Origin of the sequence: Barnesiella sp. WM24, assembly GCF_004570975.1 — a bacterium.
In the GTDB taxonomy this organism is placed as follows: Bacteria; Bacteroidota; Bacteroidia; order Bacteroidales; family Muribaculaceae; genus Muribaculum.
Map to the genome: position 1 here is coordinate 54,224 of NZ_SPPC01000014.1, position 23,197 is coordinate 77,420.

The following is a 23,197-nucleotide window of genomic DNA, read 5'->3' on the forward strand; positions in this document are numbered from 1 at the left end:
AACAAATTGTCATGAGACTTTTACGACATATCATTTTCACGATAGCTGCAATCTCAGTGACTGCATCAGCCTTGGCACAGCAGTCGTCAAGCTCTTCGGTAGTGCGCAAAGGCGGCAGAGACGCCAAGAAAGAGACTACCGAAAAATCGGCACGCGTCACTGACCGAATGCAACAGTTTTTCAACGAGCCTGAGCGCAGCGATGCTGACGCGCAGTGGATGAAAATCGTCTACAGGCAGATTGACCTTGACAAGGTGAAAAATGCACCGCTCTACTACCCCGAAGAGGTAATCGACGGTCAGGAAAACCTGTTTCGCATAATTCTCCGGCTCCTTGCCGACGGAGAGGTAAACGCCTACGAGTATCTTGACGGAAGAGAGGTGTTCACCGACCAGTACAAAGTCAATGTGCGCGACATGCTTGACCGCTTCCACATCCTCTATACCGACGCGAAAGGCTCGACAGAGAAAAATCCCAAGTTTAACATCGAGGAGAGCGACGTGCCCGCCAATGAAGTGCTCACCTATTACCTCCTTGAGCGCTGGGAAGTAGACAAGCGCTCCAACCGCATGCGCACCACCGTCGAGGCGATATGCCCTGTGTTGCACCGTTCGGGCGATTTCGGCGGCGAAGCTGTCAAGTATCCGATGTTCTGGATAAAGATGGATGCGCTCCGCCCCTATCTTACCCAGCAGTCCATATTTGTCGATGACGACAATAACCTTGCCAAATACAACTACGACGATTTCTTCCAGCTGTCGCTCTATGAAGGCGACATATACAAGACCCGCAACCTTCGCAACAAGTCGATGATGCAGCTTTATCCTGATCCCGACTCTTTGAAACACGCCCAGGACAGCATCCAGAATTATCTCGTCAACTATGAGAAAAAGATGTGGGTGCCTACTCGCGAAGAGATAATCGCACAGCGTGAAGAGCGCGAGCGCATAGCTGCCGGCGACACAATCGCGACACGCGAGGACAACGCTACCGCCAAGAAGAGCCCCGCCAGGTCGTCAAGGGCAAGAAAAGCCACAAAGACAAAAGCCCCGAAAGCAAAAAAAGTAAAGGAGGCAAAGCCGAAAACGTCGTCATCAAGCTCAGCGACAAGATCAGTGCGCCGCCGCAAGTAACCATAAATCTGAACAAACAATTAAATACCCATTAAACAACAAATTATGGCAAACGACAAAACAAAATGCGCATAATTCTTTGTTTATCGTTGAAATATATATAAATTTGGGGTGCAATATCTTTTTTTGAAGATATTGCACTTTTACATATAAGCTCAAGCGCCTCTGAATCACCACCTCGGAATGTAACGAGCTAAAACAATACACATTGAGAACGTGCCTTACGGTGCGGACTTTCTCATAGTGTATTTAGGCTTGTGGTGAGCCAAGAGGCGTATGACGAAAGTCTGCGCTTTTGTTTTATTGGCAAGTGTGCATACCAAGTCAAACGACATGATGGCAATAATGCACAAAACCAATAATAAACCAACAAGACAACATGAAAAAAGTATTTTCGCTAATGTTGCTACTCGCAACTATGGTCACGTTCACCGCTTGTGGCGATGATGAGCCTGACAACACCAATTTATCACAGACATCCTACACAATGTATCATGAGGGCACTCAAGTCATCGAAGGGAACAATCTGTCAGATATATCATGGCAATCAGACAATGAATTTGTTGCTACGATTAAGAACAATGTAATTACAGGGCAGTATGTTGGTAAAACCACAGTAAAATCTGCGACAAACAATCTATCATTTACAGTTGAAGTTAAGCCAAAATACAACACTTATGAAGAACCGCTTTTAGAATGGGGAGCTTCAAAAGCAACAATAAAAGCAAAATACGGAACTCCACAATCAGAGGACACAAACAGTCTAATATATCAAACCTCTGACTATAATGCCCCGATTATGCTATTTATATTTGAAAACGGAAAAATGTCCACTTGCGGAGTTGTATGTAAAGTTTCTGCTGCATCTCAACTTGGAGATTTTCTCGTTGAAAGATATATACCGGTAAAAGTTGATACTGACAATTACTCTGCAACACTTCTTCATTGCTATGGCAAAATTAGCGACCCTCAAGTTGACTATGGTGTAGCAATGCAATATAACTCATCTATAGGAGGAATCCTTGTTGCATATACAGGCGTCAATGGGTCAAAATCAATGGATGCAGAAGAAGCTATAGATTTTCACAAAGCTTTTGAATCACTTGAAAGCGTATTAAAATAATTCAATATCGTTTTAATCTAACATAACAATACCGCAATCAGTCTTTTAGGTTACTGGTTAACGTATATCAAAATAAGTCTTATCACTATCGCGCTGCTGAATGGGGGACAAGTAGGTCAACCGGGGACAGCATCACATCGAGTGCAATAGCAGATCCGCGGGCGACCTTCCAGTCGCCCCTACAGCTACGCGGTGAATCCTGGATTCCTGGTGTGCAAGAATTTTAATTACTTTAATTAAGACGGGTTTAAACTTTTTCGCGCAATCTGCTTGCATATTACCGGCAAATGTCGTAACTTTGCGACACCAAACTGAGGTGCGTTAGTTCAGTTGGTTAGAATACGTGCCTGTCACGCACGGGGTCACGGGTTCGAGTCCCGTACGCACCGCCAAGCAGCTCCTCACGGAGCTGCTTTACTTTTATATGGGATTTCATCTGTCTGAATTATGGATAATATGCAATCGGCGATAAATCCTGCGAAAAGCGAGCGGCTTTGGAACAGGAATTACATCAAGGTGATGTGCAGCAACTTTCTTCTATTCTTTGCATTTTACATCCTGACACCGCTCCTTCCGCTATATCTCAACGAGCAGTTCAGCGCCGACAAAGACATGATTGGCATCGTCTTGTCGGGATATGTGGTGGCAACACTGCTTATCCGACCGTTCAGCGGCTTCTTTGTCGACAGCTTCAACCGCAAGAAAGTGCTGATGATATGTTTCTTTGCGTTTTTCATCCTGTTTGCCGGATATATCGGAGCAGGCACCCTGTTGATGTTTGCCATCGTAAGAACCATGCACGGCATACCGTTTGGGGCGGCGACAGTAGCCAACAGCACCGTGGCGATAGATGTGCTACCCTCGTCACGTCGCAATGAAGGCATAGGCTTCTACGGACTGAGCAACAACCTTGCCATGGCGATAGCCCCGTCAGCCGGCATATACATACACTCGGCAACAGGAAGCTTCCAGGCGATTTTCTGGATTGCACTCATGCTCGCCCTTGCAGGATTCTGCACCGCTTCTTCCGTAAAGATTCCGCAACGCGAAATTATAAAAAACAAGCCTAAGCTGAGCCTCGACCATTTTTTCCTCGGCAGGGCATGGTTAATGGCAATAAACATCTGCCTGTTCGGACTCTGCTGGGGCATAATGAGCAATTATGTCGCAATCTACGGTCAGGAAGAGCTCGGCATTACCGACGGCACAGGCGTCTTCTTTGCCATCCTGTCGTTAGGTCTGTTTTCCTCCCGCCTTTACGGGTCACGCGCACTGCGCGCCGGGCGTCTCACCCAAAGCTGTGCCGGAGGAGTGTTGCTGTCACTTGTCGGCTACACCCTCTTCGCCCTCTCTATCAACCAGTGGACATTTTATCTCTCCGCCCTGTTTGTCGGTCTCGGCAACGGACAGATGTATCCCGCATTCCTGAATATGTTTATAAAAGTGGCGCGCCACGACCAGCGAGGCACGGCAAATTCATCGATACTCATATCATGGGACCTCGGTATGGGCATCGGCATCCTTGTCGGAGGCTTTCTCGCCGAATATATCAGCTATGGCGCGGCTTTCCGTGTAACCGCCGTGATGCAGGCGGCAGGAGCTATGCTCTTTCTTCTGGCGACACGCCGGTTCTTTATCAGCAGAAAGCTACACGACGATTGAACCGCAAAATCCATTTTAAGCGAAGTAATTGCGCTACGTGAATTTTTTTTCGTAACTTTACGCATTGATTGTTAGTGAACACCTAAATCCGGATTTATCATGAAACGAATATTCTTCACACTAATAGCAATAACCGCGACAATATCAGTCTGCTGTCAGTCACGCACCATAGAGCTTGACAGCCCGTCAATGCGCGTATATCTTCCCGACCCGGCAATAGCCACGGGACGCGCCGTAGTGGCTTGTCCCGGAGGAGGCTACACCCATCTCGCAAAAGACCACGAAGGATATGACTGGGCGCCGTTTTACAACAAGCTCGGCATTGCCTATGCAGTTGTGTGCTATCGTTTCCCCAAAGGCAACCCCGACCTTCCTGTCACCGACGCCGCCAATGCTGTAAAAATCATGCGCGACAGTGCCGAGGTGTGGGGCATCAACCCCTTTGACATCGGCATAATGGGCTCATCGGCGGGAGGACATCTTGCCTCGACCGTGGCCACTCACGCCGATTCTGAGTCGCGTCCCGACTTCCAGATACTTTTCTATCCGGTAATCACGATGGACAAAAGCTATACCCATCTCGGCTCTCATGACAACCTCATAGGCAAAGACGCCACCCCGGAACAGGAATTACTGTATTCCAACGAAAAGCAGGTGACCGACAAAACCCCGCGTGCGTTCATCGCATTCAGCGACGACGACACGGTAGTGCCCCCTATGAACGGCATCAATTATTACGCTGCACTTCACAACAACGGAGTACCCGCCGTTATCCACATCTATCCTTCCGGCGGTCACGGATGGGGCATACGTGAAGGATTCAAGTATAAAGCCGAAATGCAAGCTGACCTTAAAGCGTGGCTTGAAAGCTTCTGACAAAGCAGTTAATAATCCATCGACCATGAACCTAAGAGCTATATCATCATCACTTCTTGCCGCCACGTCGCTCATTGCCGTGGCTGAATCACGCTCACTCGACGTGACCGTAACCAACACTCTCGACACTGACCGTCAGGGTCATCCCGTGATAGTCGACCTTGACAAGCACGCCGCCGGCCTGGACATAACCAAAGCGACTGCGACAATCGGCGGCAGGGAAATAGCCACCCAGCTTGACGACCTCGACAACGACGGCATAGCCGACGAGCTTGTAATGGTCATCGACATCCCGGCAAACGACGCTGCCACGATAAACGTAACGCTTGACACCGAAGGGACTCAGTCACAATATGAGCCGGCTACCTACGCCTATATAAAACTGCGTGACGAAAAGAAGACCCACGTGAAAGTCGACGCCATATCTTTCCCTGGCGACATCGATGTAAAGACCACCTACAACTCCATTTACGGTCACGGAGCGGTAATGGAGGGGCTCCACAACGCCCTACGCATATATATGGACAACCGACAGAGCATCGACCTCTACGGAAAATCCACACCTCGCCTCGAGCTTGACGTGACAGGCTTTTACACGACTCCCGAACAGCTCGCCGAAGGATATGGACGAGACATCCTGTGGGCGGGCAAATCAGTGGCGGCAGGCTCATTTCGCGGCTACCGTAACGGGGCACCCTGCACCATCGACACCGTGGCATCGCGCGGACAGTCGGTAATCGTCACCGGTCCGCTTCGCTCAATCGTGGAAGTGACCGACAAAGACTGGATATATAACGGCAAGCGCCATCAGATGAAACAGCGCTACACCATCTACGCCCGCCGTCATGACTTTGATGTCGACGTGACAATAACCGGAATCACCGCCGACGACCTGTTCTGCACCGGAATCCAGAAACTGGAGACTGACAACGAAGGATTCATCGAAGCCGACGGGCTCGCAGGAAGCCGGGGCAGCAATGTGCCCGACAAGAAGCATCCCGAGCTGCCGGAGACACTCGGACTCGGATTGCACGTCTCCCCGGTCAACAATGGCGGCATGAGCGAAGATGAATACAACTATCTTGCAATGCTCACCCCCGACAGCAACGGTAAAATCCACTATACCGTCAACATCGGGGCTGAAAGAGAAGCCGACGGCTTCAAGAGCGCCGAAAGCTGGTTTGACAATCTCAGGAAGTGGCACAAAGAGCTGTCGACTCCCTGCATCATTGAAATAAAGTGACCGATTAACCTAAAAATCATCTAAATATAAATCGCAATGGTAAATTTTTCATTAGAAGGAAAAGTGGCGCTCGTTACAGGAGCCGCCTATGGAATAGGACTCGCTATCGCCAGGGCTTATGCCGAGGCAGGAGCAAAAATAGTATTCAACTGCTCACGCCAGGAGACTGTTGACCGCGGCATGCAGGCCTACAAAGAGCTTGGCATCGACGCCAAGGGCTATCTCTGCGATGTCACTGACGAAGAGGCAGTAAAAGCTATGGTCGCCGATATTGAAAAGACAGTGGGCACCATCGACATCCTTGTCAACAACGCCGGAATCATCAAGCGCATCCCTATGGAAGAGATGGCTGTCGAAGACTTCCGCCGCGTAATTGACGTCGACCTTGTAGCTCCCTACATCTGTGCCAAGGCGGTAATCCCCGGAATGATCAAGAAAGGTCACGGCAAGATTATCAACATCTGCTCCATGATGAGCGAGCTCGGACGCGAGACAGTGTCGGCTTATGCTGCGGCAAAGGGCGGTCTAAAAATGCTTACCCGCAATATCTGCTCTGAATATGGCGAACACAACATCCAGTGCAACGGCATAGGACCGGGCTACATCGCCACCGAACAGACCGCACCCCTGCGCGAGCTGCAACCCGACGGCAGCCGCCATCCGTTTGACCAGTTCATCATCTCCAAGACTCCCGCAGCCCGCTGGGGCACACCGGAAGACCTTATGGGTCCCGCAGTATTCCTCGCTTCCGACGCCTCTGACTTTGTCAACGGACACGTGCTTTATGTCGACGGAGGTATTCTCGCTTACATCGGAAAACAGCCTAAATAATGGAACAGGTATTTTCCTATATCATAGGTCTGGGCGCGGCAGTGATGATGCCTATCATCTTTACCGTGCTCGGACTTTGTATCGGCATCAAGTTTGGCAAAGCCCTTAACTGCGGACTTAAAGTCGGTGTCGGATTCGTGGGACTCTCGGTAATCACCGCACTGCTCACCTCGTCACTCGGTCCGGCACTCAACAGCGTGGTAGACATTTACAATCTCCAGCTTAAAGTGTTTGACATGGGATGGCCTGCCGCAGCCGCCGTTGCCTACAACACCGCAGTCGGAGCGTTCATAATCCCGGTGTGTCTCGGAGTCAATATCGTGTTGCTTCTTCTTAAAGGCACACGCACAGTCAACATCGACCTGTGGAATTACTGGCACTTCGCGTTTATCGGAGCTGTCGTGTACTTCGCGAGCGGCTCGATATTATGGGGATTTTTCGCAGCAATCATCTGCTACATAATAACCCTCGTGATTGCCGACATTACAGCAGCCAGGTTCCAATCATATTATAAGGACATGGAAGGCATCTCTATACCACAGCCATTCTGTGCCGGTTTCGCACCCTTTGCATGGGGTATCAACAAAGTGCTTGACAAGATACCCGGAATGGACAAGCTGGAGATTGATGCCGAAGGCCTTAAAAAGAAGTTCGGACTTCTTGGCGAACCCCTGTTCCTTGGCGTCGTGGTAGGCGTGGCGATAGGCTGCCTCACCTGCACCTCAGCGGAAGAGATTGTCGACAAAATCCCCTACATACTCGGACTCGGTATCAAGATGGGAGCTGTAATGGAACTTATTCCACGTGTCACAGTCCTTTTCATTGAAGGTCTGAAACCCATCTCCGATGCAACCCGCGAGCTGATAGCCCGCAAATTCAAGGGTGCCGAGGGACTCTCAATCGGTATGAGCCCGGCGCTTGTAATCGGACATCCCACCACTCTTGTCGTATCGCTGCTGCTGATTCCCGTCACTCTCTTCCTCGCAGTAATCCTGCCCGGCAACGAGTTTCTTCCGCTTGCATCGCTTGCAGGCATGTTCTATGTATTCCCGCTTGTACTCCCCTATACCAAGGGAAATGTGGTGAAGACATTTATCGTAGGACTCGTTGTAATCGTGCTCGCTTTGTTCATGGTCACCAATCTTGCTCCTGAATTTACCAAAGCCGCTCATGATGTATATGCCAACACGGGCGACGGCGCGGTTGCCATTCCGCAGGGATTTGAAGGCGGCAGCCTCGACTTTGCAGGCTCCCCGCTCGCATGGCTCATATTCCAGTGCAGCTACAATCTGAAGTGGATAGGCGCCGGACTCCTTACGGCAGCCACCCTCGGTCTTGTAATATGGAACCGCATCAAAATTATCAAAGACCAGAATGTCGCAATAAAACATAATGATAAATAATCACCCTGATTTGAATAAAATGGCACTCTAATACAGGATAAACATCCTAACTTTGCCTTAACGAAAAAAATTAGCAATGAAGAAAATAATATTATCACTCTCAATCGCAATGGCAACACTTGCAATGTCGGCACAAAAGCCTGAATATACAGTACAACGCGCATGTCATCCCGAAGACGTGAAGCATTATGACACCGAACAGCTCCGTTCGCGTTTCGCCATGCCGAAAGTCATGGAAGCCGACAAGGTGCTTCTCACCTACTCGATGTATGACCGCCTTGTATTCGGCGGAGCAATGCCCGTAACAAAAGAAATCACCCTTGAGACCATCGACCCGCTGAAATCAGAGTATTTCCTTGAGCGTCGCGAGCTTGGTGTAATCAACATAGGCGGCGACGGCATAGTGACTGTCGACGGAAAAGAGTATGAGCTCCACTTCAAGGATGCCCTTTACGTAGGACGTGGCAATAAAAACGTGACCTTCCGCAGCAAGGACGCTTCCAATCCCGCGAAGTTCTATATCAACTCAACCACAGCCCACAAAGCTTACAAGACCCAGCTGATTACAATTGACGGACGCAAAGGCTCTCTCAAAGCCAATTCATTTGCCGCAGGCAAGATGGAAGAGAGCAATGACCGCGTAATCAACCAGCTTATCGTAAACAATGTGCTTGAAGAGGGTCCCTGCCAGCTCCAGATGGGTCTGACAGAACTTAAACCGGGTAGTGTGTGGAATACAATGCCCGCCCACACTCACGACCGCCGCGTAGAGGCATATTTCTACTTCAATGTGCCCGAGGGCAACGCCATATGCCACATTATGGGCGAGCCGCAGGAAAACCGCATGGTATGGCTTCACAACGAGCAGGCGATAATGTCGCCCGAATGGTCGGTACACGCTGCCGCCGGAACCTCCAACTACATGTTTATCTGGGGCATGGGCGGTGAAAATCTTGACTATAGCGACATGGACAAGATTTCCTATCTTGAAATGAAATAAGCGATGAATGAAATCCGTGAAATAGTTCACTATTCGGAATACACGGCTGAATTGCGTGTATATGCTCCCTCCGTTGCAAAATCATGCCGTCCGGGACATTTCGTGATTGTAAGATTCAGCGAGGACGGGGCGCGCATTCCGTTCACAATCGTGGATTCCGATGAAAAAGCAGGGACTATAAACATCTTAATCCATAAGGCTGCCGGATTGAGCGAGGCTCTTGCCTCGCTTCAGCCCGGCGACTGCCTGCCTAACCTGCTCGGTCCTCTTGGTCAAGCCATAGAGATTAAAAACTACGGCACAGTCGTGTGCTGTGGCGACGGCGCGGGCTTTGTTCCGCTGCTCCCTAACGTAAGGGCTTTGAAAAAAGCAGGCAATCACGTAATCTCCGTGTTTTCCGAACAATCATCACAGACGGCATGTCTTCAAGGCAAGGTAAGCGAATACAGCGAAGTAATCGATGTCCGTGACAGAAAAGCCGTTGAAGTGGTCGATGAGATTATGCAGCGTCGCAAAATCGACAAGATGTTTATTTCGGGTCCTACATTAATGATGAAAGAGATTTCCGGATTGACACGTACGACGGGAGTTCCCACCGTATGCATACTTAACATGATAATGGTCGACGGAGTGGGTCTGTGTGGTATTTGCCGCGTCATGGTTGACGGCGAGCGCAAACTCACTTGTATCGACGGACCGTCATTTGACGCGCATAAAGTTGACTTTGACCAGCTGCTGAACCGTCAGCGCCTCTATGTATAAACGACATGGCAGAAAGCATCACCAACCGTAACGAAAAATGGCGGGAAGAGCTACGACAGCTTCATTCCACCAAACAACGCACATCACTTCCACGTGTGAAAATGCCTGAGGTCGACCCCGGGTATCGCGTGACATGTGTCGATGAGGTCAACCAGGGGCTAAGTGTAGAGCAGGCTGTGCTTGAATCGCGCCGTTGCCTTGACTGTCCCGACCCTGGATGTGTGAAAGGGTGTCCTGTAGCCAATAATATCCCCGGGTTCATAAAAAATATCGAGCGCCGCAACTTTTCAGAAGCGCTGAAAGTCATAAACGAGACAAGCGTCCTGCCTGCCGTGTGTGGAAGAGTATGTCCTCAGGAAAAGCAGTGTGAGGCTTCATGTATATATAACAAGATGAAGAAACAGCCTGTGGCAATCGGACATCTTGAACGCTTTGTGGCTGACTTCATCCGTGAAAGCGAGCGTCAGCAGCAGAATGACGACAAGACAGTCAGAGACGATGCTGCATCACAGTCGGCTCTCCCGCTCTCCATAAAGATAGCAGTGATAGGCTCCGGTCCCTCAGGGCTTGCTTTCGCAGGTGACATGGCGAAGCGCGGATACAAGGTAACGGTATTTGAAGCGCTGCACACCTTTGGCGGAGTGCTGAAATACGGAATACCCGAATTCTGCCTGCCCAACGAGATAGTCGATTATGAAATAGAGAGGCTGAAAAAACTCGGCATCGAATTTGTGAAAGACAGCTTTGTCGGCAAGACAATTTCCTATCAGGAACTACAGGCTCTCGGATTCAAAGGCATATACATAGCTACCGGCGCAGGAAAACCACGCTTCATGTGTGTGCCGGGAGAAAACCTGCCGGGAGTAATGACCGCAAATGAATATCTCATACGCCTGAATCTGCTTGACTCACAGGCCTACGGCAAAAACTCAACTTCGCTTGCAGGAAAACGCGTCGCGGTAATAGGCGGTGGCAACACAGCGATTGACGCTGTAAGATTTGCCCTGCGCATGGGCGCTGAAAAAGCGATGATTGTCTACAGGCGCAGCGAGGCGGAAATGCCGGCACGCTCCGAGGAGATACGCCACGCCCGTGAAGAGGGAGTGGAGTTTATGACTCTCAGCAATCCGGTGGAATACATCAGCGATGACAGCGGATTCCTGAAAGCCATGCGCCTGCAAAAAATGGAGCTTGGCGAGCCCGACGCTTCAGGCCGACGCTCGCCGGTGGCTATCCCCGGCGCCGTGGAAGAGATTCCTGTCGACCTCGTAGTGGTAAGTGTAGGCTCCCTTCCTAACCCCCCGACTTCTCTCCCCGACCTGGAAATGACACGCCAGGGCGAAATAGTAGTCGACAACTCTTCAATGAAGTCATCGTCACCGGCGATATATGCCGGCGGCGACATCGTAAGAGGTCCCGCCACGGTAATCCTCGCCATGGGCGACGGTCGACGCGCAGCCAACGCTATGGCAGAGGCGTTTGAACGCAGACTACAGTCACTTGAATTATAAATTAATCCATATTGTTACACTTATAAATCATTTTATCACATGAAAATCATCACTTTAGGCGAGATTATGCTCCGCCTTTCACCGGCAGGTAACAACCGCTTCGTACAGGTTGACAACTTCAACGTAATCTGGGGTGGCGGTGAAGCTAATGTAGCAGTAAGCTGTGCCAACTACGGTCACGAGGCTTGCTTCGTAACCAAGTTGCCGAAACATGAAATAGGACAGGCAGCTCTTAACTCACTCCGTCGTTACGGCGTGAACACAGAATATATCGCACGCGGCGGTGACCGCGTCGGCATCTATTACTGCGAGACCGGAGCGTCAATGCGTCCCTCAAAGGTAATATATGACCGTGCCAACTCAGCGATAGCAGAGGCCGACCCGAGCGACTTTGACTTTGACGCTATAATGGAAGGCGCCGATTGGTTCCACTGGAGCGGTATCACTCCCGCTATCAGCGACAAGGCAGCCGAGCTTACCCGCCTTGCATGTGAAGCTGCAAAGCGTCACGGCGTGACTGTATCGGTTGACCTGAACTTCCGCAAGAAGCTCTGGACAAAGGAAAAGGCTCAGTCAATCATGCGTCCCCTGATGAAATATGTAGATGTATGTATCGGTAACGAAGAAGACGCAGAGCTTTGCCTCGGCTTCAAGCCCGACGCTGACGTAGAAGGCGGTAACACCGATGCTGAAGGCTACAAGGGCATCTTTGCTGCCATGATGAAGGAATTTGGCTTCAAGTATGTCGTTTCTACCCTGCGCGAATCATTCTCTGCAACCCACAACGGATGGAAGGCTATGATTTACAATGGTGAAGAGTTCTATCAGAGCAAGCGTTACGACATCAACCCGATTATCGACCGCGTAGGCGGTGGCGACTCTTTCTCAGGCGGTCTTATCCACGGTCTTCTCACCAAGCCCAACCAGGGAGAGGCTCTTGAGTTTGCAGTTGCGGCATCAGCTCTTAAACACACTATCAACGGTGACTACAACCTTGTTTCGGTAGAAGAGGTAGAATCACTCGCAGGCGGTAACGCCAATGGTCGTGTTCAGCGTTAATGACAAGATTGAATAACCGACTTTTTACAAGAAAATAAAGATGGCAAAATTTGATAAACAGGCAGTGCTTGCCAAAATCGGTGAAACCGGTATGGTTCCCGTATTTTACCACTCCGATGCAGAAGTGGCAAAGCAGGTAGTAAAAGCATGCTACGACGGCGGTGTACGCGCGTTTGAATTTACCAACCGCGGTGACTTCGCTCACGAAGTGTTTGCTGAAGTAGTTAAATATGCAGCAAAGGAATGTCCTGAGATGGCAATGGGTGTAGGCTCAATCGTGGATCCCGCGACCGCTGCCCTCTATCTTCAGCTTGGCGCATGCTTCGTTGTAGGACCGCTTTTCAATCCTGAGATTGCAAAGGTGTGCAACCGTCGTCTCGTGCCCTACACTCCGGGCTGTGGCACTATCTCTGAGGTAGGCGCCGCTCAGGAAGTAGGCTGTGACCTCTGCAAGGTATTCCCCGGCGATGTTCTCGGACCGAAATTTGTCAAAGGTCTGAAGGCTCCGATGCCCTGGTCAAAGCTTATGGTGACCGGCGGTGTTGAACCTACACAGGAAAACATCACTTCATGGATCAAGGCAGGCGTATATTGCGTCGGCATGGGTTCAAAGCTTTTCCCCGGCGACCGCGTGAAAGCTCAGGACTGGCAGTATGTAACCGACAAGTGCCGCGAGGCTCTCGGCTATGTAAAAGCAGCCCGCGAGCAGTAATCGTCGACATCCCGATAACAGAAAGGGAGTTGTGGAGTCATCCGCAGCTCCCCTTTTTATTAGCTTCCAATCTGCTATAGCGGCGATTATTAATGAGGTGATATAACAAAGGAGATAGCTGCTGATGACGCGGGTATTGTCGTTACATAATCACCCGGAGTCGCCGCATAAAAAAGAGGGTATGCCAAAACGTTAAAAGTCATTTTTGGCACACCCTCCAACATTATTATTGAAGGTAAGTTAGAAAATTATTCCTTAGTTCTTGAAGAACTTGATAGACTGGCTCTGAGAATCATTTTCAATCACAAGCACATAAACGCCCGGGGCAGCATTCTCTGTAACTACAGAAGGCGTGCCGTAACCCTTGGCAACCACTATACCGGTAACAGCGTCAATCAGCGTAAGATTGCCCTCTGTGATATTGGCATTTACCAATACATCGTCGATTCCGGCAGGATCGGGCTTGGTCTCTTCATAGCGCTTAGCCACTTTTGCTGCACTCATCGCTCCCTCATATATAATCAGCTCATCGACTTCACCGGCGAAAGGATTGTCGTAATTGACATTCACGTTGCCGATTACAAGAGCCTCTTTATTGTCGTTGACAGCCGATGTGTTATCAGCAGCGTCAGCGGCAAGCTCTCCGTCGATAAAGAGTTTCAACTGCTTTGTCTTGCCTTCACGCACACACACGAGATGGTGCCATTTGCCGTCAAAACATTCTGAAGCCGCAGCCGACGCCTCGCTCTTCTGCTTGTCGTCGTCAACCGCAAAACGCAGATTACCGTTCTTATATTCGATACCTACCCAATTGCCGCTATCGCCGGTGGAAGAGTTGGCTGCTATACTTCCTTTATGGAAAATATATGCACCCGACGACTTTGACTTGAACCAGAACTCTATTGTGAAATCACGGTCGCCAAACTGAATCTTATCGTAAGCGCCCTGCTTCAGATAAGAGCCTCCGGCAAGAGCCACGGCATTACCGCTCACGCCCTTTACAAGTGATGCAGAGTTGCCGACTACGGCAGCCTCTCCTTCAACTTCATTGGGAGTGGTCTCTCCAAGCGTCTCAAACGAATATTTTGCAATCGGTGTAAGCACCACCTTTGCGACAACATCTATCGTTCCGGTAAGTTTTGCTTCCGCGCCTTCCTCGCCTGTTGCGACAAGAGTCAGCTCATAAGAGCCTATTTCAGCGGGGACACCGGTGATAGTGAATATGCCTGTATTGTCATTAAAATCAAGTGTTACACCCTCGGGAAGGCCTTCGGCAACAAGAGTGTTTGCAGCAATCGCCTGACCGGTGATTTCCTGAATGGCGTCACCTACTTCAATCAACTGCTTCATGCTGCCTGACTTTACCGAGATACGCGGCGCGTTGGAAAAACGGTCGGCAAGATAATATCCGAGATGGGGAGGCTGGTTGTAAGCCACATTCTGCCAAGCAATAGCCATGCGGTAATTATGGTCCTGCATGAGACACGGAACCCTGTATTCAGAGGGGATTGTGGTTGTGAACACCAGCAGGTCAGTGCTGTTTTCTCCATCCCAAAGGATTATCTCCTCGCGCCAGTCGCCAAGAATGTCGGCAGAAAGACACGGAGTAGCCTTGGTGGTGTTGCATGACTGAGCGTTCCACTTGCTGAACGACATGAGCGTAGTGCTGCTTGTAAGCGTAGAATTGCGCTTTTCTATAATAGGATAAGACTTTTCGTTATCCTTGTTGTATTTACCGTCAAACAATTCGTCAAGCAGGTCACCGTCCCAGTATATGCGGAAACAGCTTGACGGCACCTTGCCGTCGGCAGCGACATTTCCCTGACAGTCAAATGTCGCATTTACCCTTGTGCCATTGACAAAACGCGAACCGGGCCACACCTCATAGCCGCGCCAGTTCTCGCTAAGGTCACCGACAAGACCGCGGCCTATGTCGTTGCCCGACTGTGCCTCTCCCCAAAGAATCTTTCCGGTAGCTGCATCGCGGAACTCGCAGTCCCATTTATAGGCCGATGACTTCTCTTCGTGTACCATAAACACTTCAAGTCCGTCGCGGTCAGGGTCGAAATCTCCGAGGTGGAGCGCATCGCCGTGACCGGCGCCTGTGCGGTAAAGGAGCTTGCCGTCATGGTCAATACATGCAGCGCCATATACGATCTCATCGCAGCCGTCGCCGTCGACATCACCCACGGTAAGCGAGTGGGCACCTTCTCCATAAGCGCCCTGCCCCTTTGTGGTCGACTCGTGAAGCCAGCGCTGCTTCAGTTCCTTGCCGTCGAAGTCCCACGCACACAGATAGCTGTGGGTATAATATCCGCGACAGAACACCGCGCTCGGCTTCTTGCCGTCAAGATAAGCCACGCAGGCAAGATAACGCTCGCAGCGGTTTCCATAAGAGTCGCCCCAACTGCTGTTGCTCTGAACTGAGCGTAACGGCACATAGCTTGTAGTAGTAATCTCGGCGCCTGTCAGACCGTCAAACACCGTAAGGTATTCCGGACCGCTCACGACAATACCGGTATTGTCACCCGACTTGGTGCGGTAGTCATCAGTCACCTTGTCATCGCCCATAAGCACGGGATTTCCCTTGCCGTCGATTGTTCCGGGTGCTGTCTTACATATCATCTCAGCCTTTCCGTCGCCGTCAAAGTCATATACCATAAACTGCGTATAATGGGCTCCTGCACGGATATTCCGCCCGAGATCGACACGCCACAGTTTGGTTCCGTCAAGTTTATAGCAGTCGATTATGACATTTCCGGTGTTGCGACGGTGAGAGTTGTCGGCGGCATCGCTCGGATCCCACTTTACAAAAATCTCATACTCGCCGTCACCGTCGACATCGCCTACGCTACAGTCGTTAGGAGTGTAGGTATAGGTGTAGTCCTCGGTCTTGCTCATCGAGTTTTTACCTCCCTTAGCCGACACGCCTGAAGCTGGACGGTCAAGCTTTATTCGCAGATACGGGTCACCCCACACTGACGCCTCCTTGCTTGACTCATCAGTGTCATTACGCTTTACAACATACTTGGATGAAACCGTGCCTTCGGCATCAAGCAGGTTAGTGCCGCCCTTAATCGGCTCGACATTCACTTTCACCCCGTCACGATACACATCAAATGTGGTCGACTTGCTGTCGTCGGCAAGACTTCGCCAAGAAACAAAAACACCGTTTTCGGTATTTACAGCCACCACTCCACGATCGAGAAACTCAGCTTGCTGCGCCCCGGCACCAATTGATGCACCGAGAAGCGCCATTACTAAAATCGATTTTTTCAACATTGAGTTTTAGGTATAGATTACAGTTAAAAATATGCAAAATTACACGTCTACAAAGATAATGATGATTAATCCATTCAAGATGGATTTTTCATCAAAATTCAGTCATATTTTCGATTTTAGACAAGCAAAATGCCAAAGAAAACCGTTCAAAATCAAAATTTTCAACATGAAAACCGATTATTGCACCTCTATTTTAATATGTATTTAGTAACTTTGTTTTGCTAATGCCTAAATTTAACTTTAAACAATACTTTTCATGAAAATCATTTCATCACTGATGCTCCTTGTCATGTTGCCTGTTTTGATAATGGCACAGGAACCGACCGACTCAATCACTGTGTTCATGATCGGTGACTCCACAATGGCAAACAAGCCTCTTAAAGACGAAAATCAGGAACGTGGATGGGGACAGATGTTACCTATGATGCTCCAGGGCAAAATACGCGTCGACAATCACGCCGTAAACGGAAGAAGCTCACGCTCCTTTATAAATGAAGGACGATGGGATAAAGTGATTGAACTTATACGTCCCGGCGATTATCTGGTAATCGAATTTGGACATAACGACGAGAAACCGGGCGAGAAACGTCACACCGACCCCGGAAGCACCTTTGACGACAACCTGAGGATGTTTGCGCAGAAAGCGCTTGAAAAAGGCGCGACCCCCATATTGATGAATTCAATCGTCAGACGCAATTTCCCCGCTAATATCGCAGAAAAAGCTGAAGACCGCGATGATAACCCGCCGAGCGCCACAGGTCCCACCAAAAACGCTGTCGAGGGTGACATTCTTGTCGACACCCACGGTGCCTACCTCATTTCACCCCGCACGGTAGCCGAGGAGCTCGGCACTCCGTTTGTCGACCTTAACGCCCTCACCCATTGTCTCGTACAGAGCCTCGGCAGGGAAAAATCAAAGGAACTTTTCATGTGGATTCCGGCAAATACATATAAATTCTGCCCTGACGGAAAAATCGACAATACCCATCTTAACATTTACGGTGGAAAAGTGGTAGCCGCCATCGCAGCCAAAGCAATCGCAGAGGCGGTGCCCGGATTAAAGCCATATATTAAGCCCGGAATACTCTCACTCCCCGATATTAAATAATCTATACCTTATAATAAATTAATTGACCAATCATGATTCATAGATTCAGCAAGCTGAGAGCAATTGCAGCATCGTGTATAATAACAGCCGCTTCCGCATCGGCTACCGACTTTAAAATCACGGATTTCGGAGTAGTGACCGACAGCACCATAGTGCAGACAGCAGCCATCCAGGCGGTGATAGACTCGGCAGAAGCCTCGGGCGGCGGCAGAATTGTGATTCCCGAAGGCACATTCCTGTCGGGAGGACTGTTTTTCAAACCGGGCACAAAGCTCCATCTTGAAAAAGGCGCTGTGATAAAAGGAAGCGACGACATCAACGACTACCCCCTCCTGCCTTCACGCATGGAAGGAAGAAGCATATATTATTACGCCGCGCTTATAAACGCATATTATGTCGATAATTTCGAGATAACGGGACCGGGAACCGTCAATGGCAATGCGCTGAAATTCTGGGAAGAATTCTGGGCACTCCGTAAGGTGAAGCCCAAATGCACCAACCTCGAAGTACACCGTCCGCGTCTTGTCTTTTTGTGGGGTTGCGACAACCTGCACATCGACGGACCCACCCTCTGCAACTCGGCGTTCTGGACAACCCATCTCTACCAGTGCAACAATGTGCTTATCGAGAACACCCGCATGGAGGCTCCGCGAGAACCCGTACGCGCCCCGAGCAGCGACGCCCTCGACCTTGACGCCTGCCGCAACGTGACCGTGCGTAACTGCTATCTTAACTGTGATGACGACGGTGCCTGCCTTAAAGGCGGCAAAGGAGTGTTTGCCCACATCTCGCCTGAAAACGGTATCGTGGAAAATATCCTTGTCGAAAACTGCACATTCGGTCCAAATCTCCACGGAGTGCTGACACTCGGAAGCGAGTGTATACACGCCAAAAACGTGACTGTGCGCAACTGCACCTTGCAGACCCGCTGCTCGATACTACGTCTGAAGATGCGCCCCGACACATATCAGACCTACGAGAACATCACGGTAAAGGATATAACCGGCACATGCTCCACAGTGATTGAAATGCGTCCATGGAAGCAGTTTTTTGACCTTGAAGGCACCGACGAAAAACCGGTCGGCACAGTCCGTAATATCCTTGTCGAGAATATTGACGTCGACTGCAAGAGCTTCGGCCACATAGCAGGAAACCCCGATGACACCGTAAGCGACTTTGTCATCCGCAACGTAAATATCCGTGCCACCGACCCGGAATTTGTATGCGCCTATCCGCAGATTGTATTTGACAATGTGACAATCAACGGCAAAAAAGTCAGCAATCCGGCAAAAAGCAATCAGTGAATTTCATTGCATTAATATTATACAATCATTAAATTCTTAGTTTACAAAGGTATGCGAAAAACAATCCTTACTATTGCATTGCTGGCGGTGACATTCCAGTCCCGCGCCGATGACAATCTGAGACTCGTATCCTCCACCCCTGCCTCGACATGGGTGGAGGCTTACCCTATCGGTAATTCGCGTCTCGGAGCAATGATCTACGGAGGTGTCGACTCCGATGAAATCCAGCTCAATGAAGAGACCTTCTGGTCAGGCAGTCCTTACAACAACAATAGCGAAAGAGGGCTTCAGCATCTTGACGAGATACGCGGTCTTGTATTTGACGACAAGTTCAGCGAGGCGGAAAAGCTGATAGGAGAAACGTATTTTACAGGGATCAACGGCATGCGCTATCTCCCCGCGGGAAGTCTCCGCCTTGATTTCGGCGACCGTGGCGACGCGACATCCTATTCACGCGTGCTCGACCTTAACGACGCTGTAGCCACCACCCGGTACACTATAGGCGACGTCACCTATACACGCACATCGTTTGCACCCCTCAACTACAATGCCATAATAATCCATATCACTGCGAGCCGCAAGGGGGCTCTCGACTTTAATATCGGCTATACGTCACCGCTTCCCTCGGAAGTCTCGGCCAAAGGCAACACCCTCGTGGCTAAATGTGACGGAGCCGACCATGAAGGAGTGAAGTCGGCACTGCGTGCCCAGATAAGGGTCAAAGCCGTGTCTGACGGCAAGGTGAGCGGCTCCGGCGGACGCCTGTCGGTAAAAGGAGCCGGCGAGGCTACGCTTTATATCACAGCGGCAACCAACTTCGTCAACTATGACGATGTAAGCGGCAACGAGACCAAGAAAACCGTCAGCGCGATAGCATCGGTGGCAAAGGTGCCCTACGAATCGCTGCTTGACGAGCATATAAAAGCTTATACCAAGCAGTTTAACCGCGTAAGCCTTACATTGCCGTCGGTATCTGACGTTACCGATACACGCGACAGGCTCGTAAACTTCGCCAAAGACAATGACCCGGCACTTGTCGCACTGATGTTCCAATATGGCAGGTATCTGCTCATCAGCTCTTCACAGCCCGGAGGCGAGCCGGCTAATCTTCAAGGCATATGGAATGACCGTGAATATGCCCCCTGGGACAGCAAATTCACAATCAACATCAACACCGAGATGAATTACTGGCCTGCCGAAGTGACGGCACTGCCGGAGACTCATGAACCGCTCTTTGACATGGTGGAAGACCTGTCAAAAACAGGAGTCGCGACAGCAAAGACCCTTTACGACGCAAATGGCTGGGTAGCCCACCACAATACCGACCTCTGGCGCGCGACAGGTCCCGTGGACGCAGCGCGTTACGGAATGTGGCCCAACGGCGGCGCATGGCTCACCACTCATCTCTGGCAACACTACCTGTTTACAGGCGACAAGGATTTCCTGAAACGCTATTATCCTGTAATGAAGGGTGCCGCTGATTTTTATCTCAGCCATCTCACTGAACACCCTCGCTACGGCTGGCTCGTCACAGCCCCCTCCATGTCACCTGAACATGGCTACGGAAAATCATCCATCACCGCAGGATGCACGATGGATAATCAGATTGCTTTTGACGCACTGTCAAACGCCCTCAAGGCGGGTGAAATACTCGGCATAGCCGATAAATCTTACTCTGACTCTCTACGTGCTGCCATCGACAGGCTTCCCCCCATGCAGGTGGGCAGGTACGGACAGTTGCAGGAATGGCTCGTAGACGCCGATGACCCGACCGACCAACACCGCCATGTGTCACACCTGTACGGGCTATACCCGTCAAACCAGATTTCGCCCTACTCCACCCCCGAGGCTTTCAAGGGAGCGATGAACACGCTGACTCAACGCGGCGACATGGCTACCGGATGGAGCATCGGCTGGAAGGTGAATCTGTGGGCGCGACTGCTCGACGGCAATCATGCCTACAAGATTATACAAAACCTCATGTCGCTGCTGCCCGATGACAGCAAAACGGCTGAATATCCTGACGGAAGGCTATATCCCAATCTGTTTGACGCTCATCCGCCGTTCCAGATCGACGGCAACTTCGGACTCACCGCCGGCATTGCCGAGATGTTGCTGCAAAGTCATGACGGTGCGCTGCATCTGCTGCCCGCTCTCCCCGACGCGTGGAAGTCGGGAGAAGTGAAAGGGCTGCGTGCGCGCGGCAACTTTGACGTCGACATGACATGGGACGACGGACAGCTGAAATACGCGTCAGTGACCTCGCGTTCGGGAGGAGTGCTGCGTGTGCGTTCCTACGTTCCGCTTACCGGCGACGGATTGACCACAGCCACAGGCGAATGTCCCAATCCTCTTTACGCCCACTCTACCGTCAAGCCGGTAAAAGTAAGCGAAGAGTCATCACGTCAGTGGCCGGTAATAAACCGCGTATATGAATATGACGTAACCACTGTCCCCGGACAGACAGTCAAACTATATCGTAAGTAAATGAATCATAGACTTCTATTATCAATTGCGCTCTGCGTGACTGCTATTTTTGCAGTCGCGCAGTCGCGCGAAATTCCGCGTGACACCTCATTCACCGCGCGTTCAACCTATATCAAGGTCAAGAAAAATCATCCGGAGGCACGTCTCGTAGAGCCGCTGCTGCCCGAAGGTGTAAAAGCCATGGAAGATATAACTTACCGTCATCTTGACAACACTCCCTATGGCGACCGCGACCTGCATGTCGACATATATCGCCCCGACGACGACAACCGCTATCCGGCGCTGCTGATGATTCACGGTGGCGGATGGCGCTCAGGCTCACGCGAACTGCAACGCCCCCTTGCCATGCACATAGCTAAAGAGGGATATGTCACCGTGCCGGCGGAATACCGTCTCAGCCTTGAGGCAAAATATCCTGCGGCATTACATGACGTAAAGGCGGCGATAAGATGGCTCCGCGCCAATGCCGACCGATATGGCATAGACCCCGACAAAATCGCAGTATCGGGATGCTCGGCAGGCGGACAGCTCGCGGCACTTGCAGGAATAACCAACGGCTCTGAAAGACATGAAGGAGGCGACTATGACGTCACGAGCGACGTGCAGGCGATAGTCAACATCGACGGCATTGTCACTTTCGTGTCACCTGAAAATATCGCCGATGCAGCCGAACGTCTCCGCAAGAAAGGGGAAATGCCGGTAAACGCGTTCTGGCTCGGGGGCATGTATGACAACGCCACAGCCAACTGGGAAGAGGCTTCGGCAATAAAATGGGTCACCCGCCGCTCCGCGCCGATATGCTTTATCAACAGCCGGCTTCCGCGCTACCACGACGGACGCGACCCGCTCTGCGAAATCTACGACAATCTCGGCATAGACCACGAGACCCATGAACTTGACTCTGACATCCATCCGTTCTGGTTTTTTGAAAGATGGTTTGCACCGACTGTAAGACTCACCGTCGATTTCCTTGACAGGCATCTGAAATAACAAACAAGCCTGCCGCCACGTTATAATCATGACATGACTGACGTGATGACACCGGAACAGCGCCATAAATGCATGGCTGCAATAAAGGGGCGCGACACGAAACCGGAATTAATCGTACGCCGGTTTCTGCACGCCCGCGGTCTGCGCTACAGGCTGAATAACCGAAATCTGCCCGGCACTCCCGACATTGTACTGAAAAAATACCGCACAGTCATCTTTATCGACGGATGTTTCTGGCACGGACATGAAGGATGCCGACAATTCAAGCTACCCAAAAGCAACACCGACTTCTGGCGTCACAAAATCAACATGAACATCGCGCGCGACTACCGCGCCAACGTTGAGCTGCGTCTACTCGGCTGGCGTGTAATCAGAGTGTGGGAGTGTGAAATCCGCCCACAATCCACCGCCTCGACGCGCCTCGAATCGCTCTACCGCAGCTGAACCCCTCACCACGCTCAACCCCTGACTGACGACAAATCTCCATATTCACCCGAGACAACGCAGCCAGCCCAAATCAGCGATATTTTCGAAGAATCCAAATAGAAACGCACAGTTTTTATTTGGATTCTTCGGCTTAATCGTTGATTGCAGAGTCACGCAGAAGTAAAACATTGTTGACTAATGATGAAACATAATAACAGTGACCGGATTAGTTTTGCGACTAACCGAAACAAAGCCTCATATAAAGTCTTATATATCAAACAAATC

Annotated in this window: 17 protein-coding genes, 1 tRNA gene and 1 pseudogene; 18 read left to right on the forward strand and 1 reads right to left on the reverse strand. The window is 50.5% G+C overall.

The window, feature by feature from the left end:
- Positions 1-11 precede the first annotated feature (11 nt).
- The 13 genes and pseudogenes from gldN to E4T81_RS13775 all read left to right on the forward strand — a co-directional run bounded on the left by gldN (position 12) and on the right by E4T81_RS13775 (position 13,315).
- Positions 12-1,133: a gliding motility protein GldN gene (gene gldN, locus E4T81_RS13715; protein ID WP_135045561.1), complete on the forward strand. Its 1,122-nt coding sequence runs from the start codon at positions 12-14 to the stop codon at positions 1,131-1,133.
- Positions 1,134-1,512: 379 nt separating this feature from the next.
- Complete coding sequence (locus E4T81_RS13720; protein ID WP_135045563.1) at positions 1,513-2,256, forward strand: hypothetical protein; 744 nt, start codon at positions 1,513-1,515, stop codon at positions 2,254-2,256.
- 315 nt (positions 2,257-2,571) lie between these two features.
- Positions 2,572-2,648: transfer RNA gene (locus tag E4T81_RS13725), tRNA-Asp, on the forward strand.
- A gap of 55 nt (positions 2,649-2,703) precedes the next feature.
- Positions 2,704-3,918 (forward strand): MFS transporter, encoded by a 1,215-nt coding sequence (locus E4T81_RS13730; RefSeq protein WP_245207084.1) that lies wholly within the window; start codon positions 2,704-2,706, stop codon positions 3,916-3,918.
- 99 nt (positions 3,919-4,017) lie between these two features.
- Positions 4,018-4,791: pseudogene (locus tag E4T81_RS13735) on the forward strand (alpha/beta hydrolase); the annotation flags it as partial.
- A gap of 28 nt (positions 4,792-4,819) precedes the next feature.
- The gene (locus E4T81_RS13740) at positions 4,820-6,037 is read left to right on the forward strand and encodes a DUF4861 domain-containing protein (protein WP_135045567.1); all 1,218 of its coding nucleotides are present in this window, start codon (positions 4,820-4,822) and stop codon (positions 6,035-6,037) included.
- Between the two features lie 36 nt (positions 6,038-6,073).
- Complete coding sequence (locus tag E4T81_RS13745) at positions 6,074-6,868, forward strand: gluconate 5-dehydrogenase (RefSeq protein ID WP_135045569.1); 795 nt, start codon at positions 6,074-6,076, stop codon at positions 6,866-6,868.
- Entirely contained in the window at positions 6,868-8,271 is a 1,404-nt protein-coding gene (locus tag E4T81_RS13750; RefSeq protein WP_135045571.1) for a PTS galactitol transporter subunit IIC, read from the forward strand. The genes E4T81_RS13745 and E4T81_RS13750 overlap by 1 nt, the downstream gene beginning before the upstream one ends.
- A gap of 76 nt (positions 8,272-8,347) precedes the next feature.
- Complete coding sequence (gene kduI, locus E4T81_RS13755; protein ID WP_135045574.1) at positions 8,348-9,271, forward strand: 5-dehydro-4-deoxy-D-glucuronate isomerase; 924 nt, start codon at positions 8,348-8,350, stop codon at positions 9,269-9,271.
- Between the two features lie 3 nt (positions 9,272-9,274).
- Positions 9,275-10,033: a sulfide/dihydroorotate dehydrogenase-like FAD/NAD-binding protein gene (locus tag E4T81_RS13760; protein ID WP_135045576.1), complete on the forward strand. Its 759-nt coding sequence runs from the start codon at positions 9,275-9,277 to the stop codon at positions 10,031-10,033.
- Between the two features lie 5 nt (positions 10,034-10,038).
- Positions 10,039-11,544, forward strand: a complete 1,506-nt coding sequence (gene gltA, locus E4T81_RS13765) for an NADPH-dependent glutamate synthase (protein ID WP_135045578.1) — start codon at positions 10,039-10,041, stop codon at positions 11,542-11,544.
- 39 nt (positions 11,545-11,583) lie between these two features.
- Positions 11,584-12,603: a sugar kinase gene (locus E4T81_RS13770; protein WP_135045580.1), complete on the forward strand. Its 1,020-nt coding sequence runs from the start codon at positions 11,584-11,586 to the stop codon at positions 12,601-12,603.
- A 40-nt stretch (positions 12,604-12,643) separates the two neighbouring features.
- Entirely contained in the window at positions 12,644-13,315 is a 672-nt protein-coding gene (locus E4T81_RS13775) for a bifunctional 4-hydroxy-2-oxoglutarate aldolase/2-dehydro-3-deoxy-phosphogluconate aldolase (RefSeq protein ID WP_135045582.1), read from the forward strand.
- Between the two features lie 255 nt (positions 13,316-13,570).
- Here the strand turns inward: E4T81_RS13775 and E4T81_RS13780 are convergent, their stop codons facing one another.
- Positions 13,571-16,597: a LamG-like jellyroll fold domain-containing protein gene (locus E4T81_RS13780; RefSeq protein ID WP_135045584.1), complete on the reverse strand. Its 3,027-nt coding sequence runs from the start codon at positions 16,595-16,597 to the stop codon at positions 13,571-13,573.
- A gap of 256 nt (positions 16,598-16,853) precedes the next feature.
- Here E4T81_RS13780 and E4T81_RS13785 point away from each other — a divergent pair, with 256 nt between their 5' ends.
- Genes E4T81_RS13785 through E4T81_RS13805 form a run of 5 tightly spaced genes read left to right on the forward strand, consistent with a single transcriptional unit; the run spans position 16,854 to position 22,930 of the window.
- The gene (locus tag E4T81_RS13785; protein WP_135045586.1) at positions 16,854-17,705 is read left to right on the forward strand and encodes a rhamnogalacturonan acetylesterase; all 852 of its coding nucleotides are present in this window, start codon (positions 16,854-16,856) and stop codon (positions 17,703-17,705) included.
- A 32-nt stretch (positions 17,706-17,737) separates the two neighbouring features.
- A complete protein-coding gene (locus E4T81_RS13790; protein ID WP_135045588.1) occupies positions 17,738-19,009 on the forward strand; it encodes a glycoside hydrolase family 28 protein in 1,272 nt (423 codons plus the stop codon).
- A gap of 51 nt (positions 19,010-19,060) precedes the next feature.
- On the forward strand, positions 19,061-21,496 hold the full coding sequence (locus E4T81_RS13795) for a glycoside hydrolase N-terminal domain-containing protein (protein WP_135045590.1): 2,436 nt from the start codon (positions 19,061-19,063) through the stop codon (positions 21,494-21,496).
- The gene (locus E4T81_RS13800; RefSeq protein WP_135045592.1) at positions 21,497-22,486 is read left to right on the forward strand and encodes an alpha/beta hydrolase; all 990 of its coding nucleotides are present in this window, start codon (positions 21,497-21,499) and stop codon (positions 22,484-22,486) included.
- A gap of 45 nt (positions 22,487-22,531) precedes the next feature.
- Complete coding sequence (locus E4T81_RS13805; RefSeq protein WP_256371520.1) at positions 22,532-22,930, forward strand: very short patch repair endonuclease; 399 nt, start codon at positions 22,532-22,534, stop codon at positions 22,928-22,930.
- Positions 22,931-23,197: the final 267 nt, after the last annotated feature.